The sequence below is a fragment of the bacterium genome, assembly GCA_040755795.1.
Classification (GTDB): Bacteria; UBA9089; CG2-30-40-21; order CG2-30-40-21; family SBAY01; genus JBFLXS01.
In genome coordinates this window covers 13940-27647 of record JBFLXS010000004.1, presented here as the reverse complement: position 1 = coordinate 27647, position 13708 = coordinate 13940, and the positions used below count along the sequence as shown (strand labels likewise).

General features: G+C 35.7%; 12 protein-coding genes. 7 read left to right on the top strand and 5 right to left on the bottom strand.

Annotation, left to right across the window (positions count from 1 at the left end; translation table 11 throughout):
* Window positions 1-177: 177 nt before the first annotated feature.
* Window positions 178-1941 carry a formate--tetrahydrofolate ligase gene (locus AB1414_00480; GenBank protein MEW6605911.1) on the top strand — a complete coding sequence of 588 codons (1764 nt, stop codon included), beginning with the start codon at window positions 178-180 and terminating at the stop codon, window positions 1939-1941.
* A 341-nt stretch (window positions 1942-2282) separates the two neighbouring features.
* Here the strand turns inward: AB1414_00480 and AB1414_00475 are convergent, their stop codons facing one another.
* Window positions 2283-5054, bottom strand: a complete 2772-nt coding sequence (locus AB1414_00475) for a BamA/TamA family outer membrane protein (GenBank protein ID MEW6605910.1) — start codon at window positions 5052-5054, stop codon at window positions 2283-2285.
* Between the two features lie 199 nt (window positions 5055-5253).
* Between AB1414_00475 and AB1414_00470 the strand changes: the two genes are divergently transcribed.
* Complete coding sequence (locus AB1414_00470) at window positions 5254-5397, top strand: hypothetical protein (protein ID MEW6605909.1); 144 nt, start codon at window positions 5254-5256, stop codon at window positions 5395-5397.
* Window positions 5398-5563: 166 nt separating this feature from the next.
* On the opposite strand, the gene AB1414_00465 is transcribed toward AB1414_00470, so the two are convergent.
* Entirely contained in the window at window positions 5564-6796 is a 1233-nt protein-coding gene (locus AB1414_00465) for a type II secretion system protein GspK (protein MEW6605908.1), read from the bottom strand.
* Between the two features lie 8 nt (window positions 6797-6804).
* Here AB1414_00465 and AB1414_00460 point away from each other — a divergent pair, with 8 nt between their 5' ends.
* Window positions 6805-7452: a DUF5752 family protein gene (locus tag AB1414_00460; protein ID MEW6605907.1), complete on the top strand. Its 648-nt coding sequence runs from the start codon at window positions 6805-6807 to the stop codon at window positions 7450-7452.
* Between the two features lie 18 nt (window positions 7453-7470).
* On the opposite strand, the gene AB1414_00455 is transcribed toward AB1414_00460, so the two are convergent.
* Entirely contained in the window at window positions 7471-7638 is a 168-nt protein-coding gene (locus AB1414_00455; GenBank protein ID MEW6605906.1) for a hypothetical protein, read from the bottom strand.
* Window positions 7639-7735: 97 nt separating this feature from the next.
* Here AB1414_00455 and AB1414_00450 point away from each other — a divergent pair, with 97 nt between their 5' ends.
* The 4 genes from AB1414_00450 (at window position 7736) to AB1414_00435 (ending at window position 12731) form a co-directional block, all read left to right on the top strand.
* Window positions 7736-8332, top strand: a complete 597-nt coding sequence (locus AB1414_00450; GenBank protein MEW6605905.1) for a hypothetical protein — start codon at window positions 7736-7738, stop codon at window positions 8330-8332.
* Window positions 8320-9021, top strand: a complete 702-nt coding sequence (locus AB1414_00445) for a nucleotidyl transferase AbiEii/AbiGii toxin family protein (protein MEW6605904.1) — start codon at window positions 8320-8322, stop codon at window positions 9019-9021. The genes AB1414_00450 and AB1414_00445 overlap by 13 nt, the downstream gene beginning before the upstream one ends.
* On the top strand, window positions 9008-10228 hold the full coding sequence (locus AB1414_00440; protein ID MEW6605903.1) for a glycosyltransferase: 1221 nt from the start codon (window positions 9008-9010) through the stop codon (window positions 10226-10228). Before AB1414_00445 ends, AB1414_00440 begins: the two co-directional genes overlap by 14 nt.
* A gap of 298 nt (window positions 10229-10526) precedes the next feature.
* Entirely contained in the window at window positions 10527-12731 is a 2205-nt protein-coding gene (locus tag AB1414_00435; GenBank protein ID MEW6605902.1) for a bifunctional alpha,alpha-trehalose-phosphate synthase (UDP-forming)/trehalose-phosphatase, read from the top strand.
* Window positions 12732-12771: 40 nt separating this feature from the next.
* Here the strand turns inward: AB1414_00435 and AB1414_00430 are convergent, their stop codons facing one another.
* Window positions 12772-12921, bottom strand: coding sequence for a hypothetical protein (locus AB1414_00430; GenBank protein MEW6605901.1), 150 nt, complete (start codon window positions 12919-12921; stop codon window positions 12772-12774).
* 219 nt (window positions 12922-13140) lie between these two features.
* Entirely contained in the window at window positions 13141-13602 is a 462-nt protein-coding gene (locus tag AB1414_00425; protein ID MEW6605900.1) for a hypothetical protein, read from the bottom strand.
* Window positions 13603-13708 lie beyond the last annotated feature (106 nt).

The following is a 13708-nucleotide window of genomic DNA, read 5'->3' as shown; positions in this document are numbered from 1 at the left end:
AACTTCCCCTCAAAAAGAGCCTATAGGTAAGTTTCAATTCAAAAAAATACTTGACATTTTTCAAATCAATATGGTATAATTCACAATCTATCAATTAAAAACAAATAACTGGTAATTAGTAACTAATTACTATATCACCAGTTACTATTTACCAAAACAAAAGGAGGATTTTAAAAAATGGCTTATGATGCAACAAAATTACAGGATTGGGAAATTGCCAGAGAGACAGAAAAGAAGATGCCGACACCTGAACAATGGAAGGAAAAATTAGGGCTTGAAAAGGATGAGGTGATTACTTATGGAAGGATAGCCAGACTTGATTTTCTAAAAATTATTGAGCGACTTAAAGATAAACCTGAGGGTAAATATATCGATGTAACGGCGATTACCCCCACGCCGTTAGGTGAAGGGAAGACGACGACTACCCTGGGTTTGATAGAAGGTTTAGGTAAAAGGGGTATGAATGTTGGTGGTTGTATTCGTCAGCCTTCTGGTGGACCGACAATGAATATCAAAGGCACAGCCGCAGGCGGTGGTAATGCCTTGCTTATTCCAATGACTGAGTTTTCCCTTGGATTAACAGGTGATATTGATGCCATTGCTAATGCCCATAATTTAGCTATGGTCGCTATGACAGCTAGGATGCAACATGAGGCAAATTACACAGATGAAGAGCTTTTAAAACATAGTAAGATGAAACGATTAGATATTGACCCAAAAAGGGTAGAAATGGGCTGGGTAATTGATTTCTGTGCTCAGGCACTACGTAATATCATTATCGGTATTGGTGATAAAAAGCATGGGTTTATGATGCAGTCAAAGTTTGGCATTACGGTAAGTTCTGAGTTGATGGCTATTCTTTCTATTGTCCGAGACCTTAAGGATTTACGCGAACGATTATCTAAAATCATCGTGGCTTATGATAAACACGGTAAGCCGGTAACTACCAATGATTTAGAAGTTGCCGGTGCAATGTGTGCCTGGATGAGACATACGATTAATCCTACTTTGATGTCAACCGCAGAATATCAACCAGTTATGGTGCATGCAGGACCATTTGCCAATATTGCCGTCGGTCAATCATCTATCATTGCTGACCGTATTGGTTTGAAGATGTTTGATTACCATGTAACTGAGAGTGGTTTTGGTGCAGATATAGGTTTTGAAAAATTCTGGAATGTAAAATGCCGATTTAGTGGACTTACTCCTAATGCGATTGTAATCGTTGCCACAATAAGGGCATTAAAAATGCACGGTGGAGGACCAACTGTCGTTCCTGGCAGACCTCTTCCTGAAGAATACACCAGGGAGAATTTAGGATTGCTTGAAAAAGGAATTGAAAATCTACTCCATCACATAAAAAATGTGAAAAAATCAGGGGCAAAGCCTGTAGTTTGCATTAACTCTTTCCATACCGATACCAATGAGGAAATTGCTCTGGTGCGTAAATATGTTGAAGAAGCAGGGGCTCGCTGTGCACTGGGTAAACACTGGTTGATGGGTGGAGAAGGTGCCCTAGAACTTGCAGATGCCATTACTGATGCCTGCAATGAAAAAGTTGATTTTAAATTCCTCTATCCAATCGAAATGCCACTTCGACAAAGGGTTGATTTGATTGCTAAAGAAATATACGGTGCAGATGGAGTTTCCTGGACACCTGAGGCAGAGGCTAAAGCAAAGACAGTAGAAAGTGACCCAGAAATGCAGGATTTTGCAACGATGATGGTTAAAACCCATTTGAGCCTTACCCATGACCCAACATTGAAAGGTGTTCCTAAAGGTTGGATTCTACCAGTGCGTGACCTGTTGATATTTGCCGGAGCAAAGTTCCTTTGTCCTTGCACAGGCACTATTAGTTTGATGCCCGGAACAAGCTCTAATCCCGCATTTAGAAGGGTAGATGTGGATGTGAACACAGGCGAAGTGACCGGGCTTTTCTAGTATCATGTTGAACAAATAACGCACGGAATTTGATTCTGGTAACTGGTGATTGGTAACTGGTAATTAAATACCGTTCGGCTGATCTCAGGACGAAACTATTTAACCAGTTACCAATTACCAATTATCCGTTTGCAGGTTATGAAATCTGATGATACGCCGTGCAAAACTTACTCAACACCACACTGGGTTCAGCCATTGATTAACACGGATTAGCACGGATAAGTAGCAGAGGACAGAGGACAACAGGAGAAAAAACCTTGAGCCTAATTACGGACACGGATACCGGACACGATTCACGAATTTTCCGTGTTTCATCTGTGGCTGAATAGTTACTTAAAATCTTAAAAATCATATCCAATACTAAAATTACCTTTTGCCTTTTCAGTATCAACAAAATCTGTATTCCAGGAATAATCTACTTTTATGGGAAAAAAGCCTAAAAGCACTCTAAATCCCAAACCATAACACGCTTTCAAATCAGTATCTTTTTTCTCATCGGTAGAATGATGTCTTCTGGTAAGTGTTTCGCCTTTAGACCAGGTAGAACCTACATCCGCAAATATTACCATCCGAATGTTTCTAATCGAAACAGGTATCGCAAATTTAATCTCATCGATTAAAGGTAGTCTGAGTTCTGTATTTGCCAGGATGATATAATTGCCCCAGAATTCTCCGGCTTCATATCCTCTTAAACTTCCAAATCCCCGTCCTCCTAATGGGAATTCTCGGCGGTCTCTACCTTTACTTACAACACTAAAAAGACGGAAGGCAAAGTTTGACCGTCGGGTTAATCGGAAATATTGACGATAGTCGGTTTTAAAATTAGTGTATCTTGTTTGATGATGAATAAGTGGAACAGTTTGTTCAATACTTACTCTACTTCTGCCTCCACTTAAAGGCCCAAAATAACCCCAATTGGTCGTATCCTTGACTGATGAAACAAAAAAATAATCTATGCCTTCTTTCTCATATTTTATATCTTCCATAGTAACTTCTTCCTTTGAAGTTACCTCGCTGACCAGGCCTAATTCTACTCGTCTAAATTTACTAAAAGGATACTCCATACTACCTACTATTCCGTATTCTTGCTCGGTAATATCTTTATCCGTAAAACTATAAAAATCAGACCAATTAAAAACCTCAACCAGATATGATGGTCTTTTAGTTAAATAACCGTAAGAAAGTTGAAAGTTAAGGTCATTGCTCAGTGAGGATGCATTGTCTAATAGAAGTGCGAACCTATGATTTCCAAGAATATCTGAGGCTGAGAATTCTAAATTAGCTGACATCCCTTGAGAAGAACTGTAAATAAATCCTCCCTGCCGCCAATCAAAAGAGAATTTAGGTGAATACTCATAGATTTTAGCCTTTTCTATTCGTTTGACTTCGGCTATTTTTGCCTCTGTTCCTAATGTTTCAGGTTTATTCCATGAAAGTTTTAAATCTTCCATTAGATATAATCTATATCCCTGTTGATAATATGAAACAAAAACTACATCTCCCTGCGGTGAAATACTTCCTTGAAAAGCACCACCAATACAGTTTGTTACCGTTGATACCTCTTTTGTCTCTAAATTATAACCATAGATATTGAATACACCATCCACATCTGATGAATAAAATATAACTTTACTATCATCTGACCAGAATGGGTCTTTTTTATAGCCGTCTTGAGTGATAGTTATTATTTCTTCTTTTGTCTTAGGTGAAATGACACAAATATTAGAAATCCCATCCCTTTCTTTAACATAGGCAATATATTCCCCATTTTTAGACCAAATAGGCTGATGGTCAAGTGAGTCACCAGAGGTTAATTGAACGATATTATCATCTTCAACTAAATATATTTTATTGTGACCATTACCTAATGCAGAAACAGCCAGACTTTTCCCATCTGAGGAAAAGGATATTGAAGATATTTCATCAAATTTATCTATTTCTAATATCTCTTTAATCTTAGAGGTAAAGACATCGAAGATAAATATGGCATCTTTTCCTTTTGTTTTAGCAATAAAGGCGATTTTAGAACCATCACCAGACCAGGAAATTGCACTTGATTCAATATTAAGTTCTTCAAAATTACTGGTTACCATACCTTTAGTAATTCTTTCAATTACTTTACCATCCTTAAGTCGTATGGTGACAATTTCTGGTTCTCCGGATTCATAAGAGACAACCGCAAGCATATCTCCACCAGGAGAAAATGTTGGATGGGAATAAAATTTATCACGGCTTTCGACAACTATCTTTCCGAATTCTGTTGGTAACTTACGCCTGGTTAATTCAGGATAATACTTTTGCTGTAAAAATTTTATCCAATCATTCTCTAAATTTTCCATACTTACGCCCAGAGAGGTTTTAATCATACTCTCAACATTCGGCTGTGCCTTAAATCTTCTTAACAAAAGATGTATTTTATCCTCTCCATAAGTTCTGGCAATATATCTGAGTAAGGAATGGCTTTGTTTGTAGGCTAAATATACATTTGGCAACCCGGAAAAATCTGATAAATCTGAGAGAGGAATAATATTATTTTCAAACACGGCATCAGATAAAACTGTATGTCCCATTGTATCTAAATCCCCGGTCTCATATTCTGCCAATCCTTCCATCAGCCATAAAGGTGGAGATATAAAGGCTTGAGATGAAAACATAGTTTGTAAAGCCTCACGATATAAAATGTCGTAGGAAAAGACATGGGTCAGTTCGTGGGTGATGACGGTTTGTAACCTCTTATAGCTTCCGGTAAACGGTATAACCATTCGATACTTAAAAATCTCGGCAAAACCACCTACACCTCTTTCGATTAACTCAAGGATAATATTTGTTTGTTGAAAATCATAATGGGATTTAAAGATAACAAAAGGGATTAATTTTGAGACATTATATTTTAAATCAGCACTGATTTTTTCATAGGCATCTTCAGCCATTTTAGCCGATATTCTGGCTAAATCTTCTATCTCTGAATTATAATATACCTCAAAATGTTCGGTTTGAAGCACAGACCAGGTAAATCCTTTATATCTAACCTTATTTTTACCAAAGTTCTCGGCAAAAGTAAGATTAGTCATTAATATACATAGAGTTATAAAAATTATATATTTTTTTAACATAACTTATCCCTGAATGATTTAATAATAACATATCTGCAACAAAATGTCAAAAGAAAAAGTTGGAAGTGTCAGTGTGAGTGTCAGTGTCAGTGAAAAAAGGTTGAATTCCTTAACTGTCACTGACACTCATTTTCAGGGGAAACGCTCATGAGTCTGCGACTCACAAAGGAGAATGAAAATAGTAGGTAGGAGATAGAAGGTGGGAGGTAAGGAGATAGGCGTGAGGAGTGATGTTTTCTTTACTTTCTACTTTCTACTCTCTACTTTCTACTTCCTATTTTCAGGGGAAACCGTCATGCCCCTGCGGGGCACAAAGGACGATGAAAATAGTGGTAGGAAATAGGAGGTAAGGAGATAAGCGTGAGGAATGATGTTTTCTTTACTTTCTACTTTCTACTCTCTACTTTCTACTTCCTTATTTTCAGAAAAACCCTTGAGCCTAATTACGGACACGGATACCGGACACGATTCACGAATTTTCCGTGTTTCATCCGTGTCTAAATATAATCTTAACTTGCATGCCAGCTAAGTATCTTTACCTGAAATTTCCCACTTTTTTCTTCTCGTTCAACAATGGCTGTTATTTTTTTTGTAAAAGGGCTGTTGGTTAAATGTCCTACGGATTCAATCGTAAACTGGGTAGATTTTACTGTAAGATATTCACGCACAGGGACATAATCATTAGCCTTTTTAATGGTATTAAACTCCGCTATTCTATCATCTAACTCAAGATATGTTTTAAATGGGGATTTATTGCGGGCACTAATTATCTCATCCGCAAAATGAGTCGAATCAGCCCCTAATGTCCCTAAAAAATAAGCATACAAAACTTCTTTAGAGGCGGTATTAACATTTATCTTCCCAAGCCAGGTAATAAAAGGTTTTATATTTTCATAATGTTCTTTACCCAGAGCGGTTATAAGTCTTGTCTCGGTATTAGAAATGATGTAAGGTAATGCCCCTTCACCTTGTTTTTTCGCCTTTCTAAAATCAATAGCTTTATTTGCCAAATCTTCATATTCTTCGATTTTTTGCTCTAATTTTAGATTATCGGTCTGGGTTCCTGTTTGATACATCAAGGTAGCAAGAATTGGGGCGTCAATAATATTCAGGTTTATTGGTCCAACAACCGTAATGTAATCTTTAATGTCATAAAAAAGATTTTTTTCATCAGACACCATTTCTTTTACCAATTGTAACTCATAGATAGTGTCAAATAATAGATTTTTATTGTCTTTTTCCTCTTGCCTTCCGTCCCATTTTTTAAAATTTGCGTCTTTAAAATCACAGATATTTTCAGTTAATTCATCAGCCTTTGTTGAAACAAATCGTTTAATGAATTCCTGTAAAATGTTTGCGTCTATTTCATTAATATTTATCTTTCTTTGTTCATCAACGATTTTAACGGTAAAACTACCAATTTGTAATTCTTGAGAGATTCCCTTTGCCCAGGAATCTTCAAGAGAATCATAATCTTTAGATTCGTCGGTAAGCAAAGAATTTATCGCCTGAATAACACCTGCTTCGGCTAAGGAATATGCCTGGGCATCTTCCTTAAAATTGATGACGACATTTGATTCAACTCGCATTAGATTTACTATTTCAAATGCCATAATGGCAAGTATCATCACCAGCCATAAGGTCATTATTAATGCTATACCTTTGTTTGAATTAAGGGAATGATTCATATTTTTAATTATAACACAGGGAATAGCAAAATGCAAGAAAATAAAAGTTGACATCTGATAGGATGCTGAATATAATATTCATTATGGAGCCATTTTTATTTTATACCAGATTTAATCAAACCATACTCTTAGGTAAAAAGGCAAGGGATTTAAAAGAATTATTAGACGGGATAAAAACAGTTCCCGGCTCATCAATCTATCATCATACTCACAGGTTTTTACAACAATATCAATATCTTGTTCCAGAACCTCCAAACGATTTTGCCTACTGGGTTAATAATGTTTTGAATGAGAAACTACTGGGTGAAAAATTGTTCAGTATTAATATCATCCAGTTTCATTGGATTGAAGAGATAAGGAAAAAATTTGTGGAAATAATCGAACAACACCTTTTAAAAGACGCTCGGAATGTCCAGTGTCCTGAAGATGAAGCGTTTTATTTTGTATCTTCAAAGAGTTTTATCTTGAAAACTCCTTATGTGGCAAACAATCTCAACGAATTTAAGGATATAGTCAAAAAAATAAGTGCTGATTCCTTGTATTTTCATATCTTTGAGGCAAGGTTAAGACTAAAAAAGGAAGATAACGATTTCTCTTTATGGTTCAGGGATGCTGGCTATGCTCAACTGGCAAACAAAATGGCAAATTTAGACCCTTATGCTTATACCCTCGAAAGTTTAAGGGGAAAAATTATCTCGCTGATGGAATAATAACCTGACAAATTATTACTAAGTGTCGTGTTGAACAAATAACGCACGGAATTTAATTCTGGTAACTGGTGATTGGTAACTGGTAATTGGTAACTGGTGATTGGTAACTGGTAATTGGTAACTGGTAATTAAATACCGTTCGGCTGAGCTGAGGACGAATCTATTTAACCAGTTACCAGTTACCAATTATCCATTTGTAGGTTACGAAACGTGATGATGCCCCGTGTAAAACTTACTCAACACGACACTAAGGATATATAAATATCATAGGTGATAAGATATTATGATTAGTAAAAATATACTTAAATTACAAACATTAGCTCAATCGCCTTATTTTACTGTTGAAGACCTGGCAGAATCTCTGGGAATTAAATTGGAATCAGCACGAGTATTTTGTTCGCGGTATGTTAAAAAGAAAATATTATTAAAACTAAAGAATAATTATTATTCTTCAGGACAAAGGTGGGAAAGTAATAATCGTGATGAGTTTTTGAAGATTGCTAATATCTTACAAGTGCCTTCTTATATCTCCTTACAAACTGCCCTGGTTTATTATGAAGTAACTACGCAAATTCAGAGAAACTTTTTTGAAAGTGTCTGCTTGAAGCGAACACAAAAACTCGAAATCAAAGATACTATATTTAATTATTATAAGTTAAATAAACAGTATTATTTCGATTTTATTAAAAAAGACGGAATTTTTATTGCTTCTAAAGAAAAAGCCTTTCTTGATGCGATGTATCTTTACTCTTTTGGGAAATATAAATTAGATTTTAATGCTCTGGATTTCAATAAACTGGAAAAAACAAAAATCAAAAAACTCATAGAAGTCTATCCAGAAAAGACCTTAAAAATCGTGGGGAAATTATGCAAGATTTAAAAAAAAATGAACAATTCGAGCTTGAAATCCTGGATAAATTGAATAGTGGTAGATTTTTGACTTATCTGGTATTTGGTGGTGGAACAATGCTACGGCTCTGCTATGGATTAGACCGCTATTCTGTGGACCTGGATTTTTGGGTTGTTAAAAAAATCAATTTTAATAAGTTATTCTCTGACCTCAAAACTTATATAGGACAATTTTATACCTTAACTGACACCGCTAATAAATTCTATACGATACTTCTGGAAGTAAAATCACCAAATTATCCTCGTGCCTTAAAAATTGAAATTAGAAAAGAGATTAGAAAGATTAAAACTGCATCTGCCATTGCCTATAGTCCAGATGCCAATATACAAGTCCTCTTAAAGGTAGTAGCGTTATCAGAAATGATGAGAGCCAAGATAGAAGCATTTTTAAATAGAAAAGAAATAAGAGATGTATATGATATAGAATTTTTAATTAAAAAGGGTGTTGACATAGAAACATCACCTGAAAATCTAAATGCATTACTTAAAGAAATAGAAAATCTTACCCAGAAAGATTATACAGTTAAACTTGGATCTTTATTGGAACCAATTCAAAGAAAATATTATAAAAGCGAAAATTTCAAGATTCTTACTTTTAAAATAAAGGAAATGTTATCAGAAAAATCCTCTAAAGCGGTGGGAAAATATGCTGAATATTAATAATTATACAAAGATTGTTGGTCAAGAGGTGATAGATGACCTGTACTTTTTAGCTAACTGTCTCAAAGGAAAGGTTATCCAAAATATAAACTCAACCGCAGTTGGCGGTGGTGTGGCTGAAATCCTGACCAGGATGTTACCTTTAATTCAACAGTTAGGAATAGATTTTAGATGGGATGTTATTAAAGGGAATGAAAGGTTTTTTGTGATAACCAAAAAGATTCATAATGCCTTACATGGGGTAAAAACCGAGTTTTCAGATGAAGACTTAGAATATTTTATCGAAATAAATCGTAACAATGCCCAGGAGTTAAATCTTATTGGTGATATTATTTTTGTTCATGATTCTCAACCAATTGCCTTAGTTGAGGAAAAGAAGAATCTTGATAAAAAATGGCTCTGGCGTTGCCATATAGATTTCTCAACTCCACAAAAAGACATCTGGGAGTTTTTAAAACAATATATTAACCAGTATGATACAGCTGTCTTTTCAGCACCAGCCTTTTCCAGGGAACTTAGCATACCGCAGGTTCTTATTTCTCCGTCAATTGACCCGTTAAGTGATAAAAATAAAGAGATACCGGAAGATGTAATCGATTCTATTTTAGAAAGATACGGGATTGATAAAAATCGTCCGATTATTACTCAAATCTCCAGATTTGATTATTTGAAAGACCCATTAGGTGTAATTGGGGCATATTTTGAGGTAAAGAAGTATGTTGATTGTCAACTAATTTTAGCCGGCGGCGGAGCAACAGATGACCCTGAAGGGATGGAGGTTTTGAACAAAGTTAGAAATGAGGCAGAAAAGGATAGAGATATTTTTGTTTTATTCCTTCCACCAGCAAGTGATATTGAAATAAATGCCTTACAACGAGCCTCGAGCGTAGTTTTACAAAAATCGTTGAAAGAAGGATTTGGTTTAACTGTGGCAGAGGCACTCTGGAAGGCAAAACCAGTCATCGCTGGTGCAGTTGGCGGCATCCCCCTTCAAATCACTCATAAATATTCTGGTGTTTTGACCCGCTCTATCGAAGGAACTGTTTATTGGATAAAACGACTTATTAATGAACCTGAATACGCAAAAAAACTGGGTGAAAACGGTCGAGAACATATCAAAAATAATTTCTTGATTACAAGACATATCCAGGATTATCTCTTGTTGTTTTTATCGATGTTTTATGAGGGGGATATTGTATATCTGTAGAGGTAATGGGTCAGTTATTTGGGGGAATGAACATTAACCTGCGGAGGATAAAGCAATGAAAATAGTAGGCAAGTAGGTAGTAGGTAAGTAGGAAAGGGATAAAGGATGTGCACGGTATTCCTCTTCTGGGGACAATGTCTCCCCCTTTCCTACTTTCCTACTCTCCTACTTCCTACTTTCAGGAGAATCCCCCATTTCAGTGACCCATTGCCTGTAGAGGTATTACATAAATTTTGGATTTATTTTTCAATCAAAAATCAGCAATCTAAAATCTAAAATAACATTGGTGGTAAATTTAATGAGATTACTCATCGTTTCTAACAGATTACCATTTACGGTTATAGAAAAAGAAGGGGAACTGGAATTAGTAAAAAGTTCGGGTGGACTTGTTACTGGATTAAGTGACTACCTTGATTCCTTGAAAGATTCTTCATTTACACCACTTGAGCATCTCTGGATTGGGTGGCCCGGGGTAACCGTGAAAGAAAAATATCAGCGTAGGTTAAGAAGGAAAACCATTAAGGAATATAACTGTTCACCTGTATTTATCCCGGAAAAAGAGATGGATAATTTCTACCATGGATTTTGCAACAAAACTATCTGGCCATTGTTTCATTGTTTTCCTATCTATGCTGAATTTAACGAAAATTTATGGAATTATTATAAACAGGTAAATGAATTTTTTTGTGAGGCAATTTGTAAAATTTTAAAGTCAGATGATATTTTATGGATACATGATTATCATCTTTTGTTACTTCCAAAACTCATCCGCGAAAAAAGGCCAGAATCACTTATTGGCTTTTTCCTGCACATCCCATTCCCACCTTATGAAATATATCGCCTTTTACCTAAAAAATGGCGCACAGAGATATTAGAGGGACTTTTAGGAGCAGATTTAATTGGATTTCATACAATTGATTATACCCAGAGTTTCCTGAGATGTGTTTTACGGATTTCAGGATTAGAACATAATCTTGGAAGTCTAACTTTAAATAATAGGATTCTTCGTGCCGATACCTTTCCTATGGGTATTCACTATAAAAAGTTTTATGCGGCGGCTACTGACCCTGATGTCCAGAAAGAAAAAGATGAGTTTGCCAGAATCTTAATGAATACAAAAACCATACTCTCCGTAGATAGACTTGATTATACCAAGGGGATTATCAATCGTCTGGAAGGCTATGAATTATTCCTTGAAGAAAATCCACATTGGCATAATAAAATCACTCTTTTGTTAATCGTTGTTCCATCTCGAATCGGAGTAGAACGCTATCAACGGATAAAAATCAAGATTGATGAATTTATCGGAAAAATCAATGGTCGGTTTGGAAATGTCGGCTGGACACCCATCCAGTATCAATATAAACATATTCCGTTTAAACAATTAGTTGCCTTGTATAATGTTGCGGATATTGCCTTAATCAGCCCTTTGAGGGATGGGATGAATCTGGTAGCAAAGGAGTATATTGCCTCACAATCAGATAAAAAAGGGGTTTTAATCTTAAGCGAGATGGCTGGTGCGGCTAAGGAACTTGGCGAGGCAATTATCATCAACCCAAACCATAAACAAGAAATTGCTCAAGCCATAAAAGATGCCTTATCAATGTCTATAAAAGAGCAAACAAGAAGAATTAAAATTATGCAGAAAAGACTGAGTGATTATGATGTTATTCGGTGGGCAGGTGATTTTATCTCCGAACTTTTAGACTTGAATAAACAAAAAATGACTCGAATGACAAAACTTTTATCTCATCTGGAAAAAGAACAGATAATAAAAGATTTTAAAACCTCTAATTCAAGAATTATCTTTTTAGATTACGATGGAACATTAGTTCCGCTTACAGACAAACCCCAGAGGTCTAAACCGGATAATAGACTATTAAAACTTCTCCGTATTCTATCCGAATATCCAGATACAGAGGTGGTGCTTGTTAGTGGTCGAGATAAATCTACATTAAAGAAATGGTTTGGTAAATTAGATATTTCTTTATCCGCAGAACATGGTGTCTGGATAAAAGAAAAAAATAAAGACTGGTTACTGCTAAAACCTGTATCTGCTGACTGGAAATCTAAACTTTACCCTTTGCTTAAATTAGCCGTAGATAGGTTACCTGCCTCGTTTATCGAAGAAAAGGAATTTTCATTAGTCTGGCATTACCGCAAATCAGACCCTGAACTTGCCTCTATTCGAGCCAAAGAGTTAATCGACGATTTAATCTCCTTAACCGCAAATATCGATGTCCAGATTTTATCAGGAGAGAAGGTCATCGAGATTAAAAGTGCTGGTATAAATAAAGGGGTAATAGCCACGCATTTTATCTCGAACAAGAATTATGAATTTATTTTAGCCATTGGTGATGATGCCACAGATGAGGATATGTTTAAAGTTCTTCCTCAAAAGGCATATTCTGTCACGGTTGGGATTTCATCCTCCTTTGCCAGATATAATATCTATGATTATAAAGAGGTGCGAAGATTTATTACAGAACTGGTAACTGGTTAAATAGATTCAGCGTAAGCGTTCAGCCACAGAGGCACAGAGTTCACAGAGAATTAAAGAAATTAGCCACAAATGCACACGAATTAACCTCTGACATCCCATAAATGTAGTGCGAACCTTTAGGTCTGCCTTCCGGTTTGCCAGAAGTGAGGCTAAAACCTCGCACTACAAATCTCTTTGTATTTGTGTTCATTCGTGGTTATATATTCCCTCTGTGTTCTCTGTGACTCTGTGGCTATATCCTGAACGGTTACGAAGGCATAAAGAGATTTGTTCTGTAACATCTCCCTGCCCTTCGTGCTCTTCGTGGTGAATAGTTACCAATAATTTTATATTTAAAATCTTGAAAATCTGTGTTCATCTGCGTTCCAAATTCGTGATATTCGTTAATTCGTCCAATTCGTGTTCTTTCTTAAATCCCAAAGACCTTTTCTATTAATTTCACAAAGGTAGGATTAGCAAAGGTTAGGGCAATAAGGGCAATGGCGATAAAGATATTAAGCCTAAAATTAAGGCTCTTGAACTTTTCATCAACAACATTAAATCTTTCATCAACAACATTAAATCTTTCATTCATCTCATTTTCAAGGGTCTTAAATCTTTCCTCCATTTTGTTATCAAGAGTCTTAAATCTTTCATCTACAACCTTAAATCTTTCTTCAAATAATTCTCTTGTTACCAGTTCATTTCTTAATTCATCTCTTAATTCCGTCTTTATCTGGCTCTTTTTTTCTACTATTCCCTCTTTTGCCCGATTATCAATTGCCTCAATTACTGACTCCATTGCCTTAGCAAAAGTCTCTGCTCTTTGTTTTTCTCCTAATGCCTCTATTAATAAATCATATGTTGCTCGAGGCAAGGTATATGTAGCCATATTCATCTCTCCTCTTTAGTCAATTTTAGAAATCTCTTTCAGGAAACATTCTTATCATAGCATAACTCTTCTTTCCTGTCAACAGTTTTTTTGTGAAACTTATCTT

Bases quoted from the DNA above. Each gene is read 5' to 3' on its own strand.
- AB1414_00480 (MEW6605911.1), top strand. From the start codon at position 178: ATGGCTTATGATGCAACAAAATTACAGGATTGGGAAATTGCCAGAGAG.
- AB1414_00475 (MEW6605910.1), bottom strand. From the start codon at position 5,054: ATGTTAAAAAAATATATAATTTTTATAACTCTATGTATATTAATGACT.
- AB1414_00465 (MEW6605908.1), bottom strand. From the start codon at position 6,796: ATGTCAACTTTTATTTTCTTGCATTTTGCTATTCCCTGTGTTATAATT.
- AB1414_00460 (MEW6605907.1), top strand. From the start codon at position 6,805: ATGCTGAATATAATATTCATTATGGAGCCATTTTTATTTTATACCAGA.
- AB1414_00450 (MEW6605905.1), top strand. From the start codon at position 7,736: ATGATTAGTAAAAATATACTTAAATTACAAACATTAGCTCAATCGCCT.
- AB1414_00445 (MEW6605904.1), top strand. From the start codon at position 8,320: ATGCAAGATTTAAAAAAAAATGAACAATTCGAGCTTGAAATCCTGGAT.
- AB1414_00440 (MEW6605903.1), top strand. From the start codon at position 9,008: ATGCTGAATATTAATAATTATACAAAGATTGTTGGTCAAGAGGTGATA.
- AB1414_00435 (MEW6605902.1), top strand. From the start codon at position 10,527: ATGAGATTACTCATCGTTTCTAACAGATTACCATTTACGGTTATAGAA.
- AB1414_00430 (MEW6605901.1), bottom strand. From the start codon at position 12,921: ATGAACACAAATACAAAGAGATTTGTAGTGCGAGGTTTTAGCCTCACT.
- AB1414_00425 (MEW6605900.1), bottom strand. From the start codon at position 13,602: ATGGCTACATATACCTTGCCTCGAGCAACATATGATTTATTAATAGAG.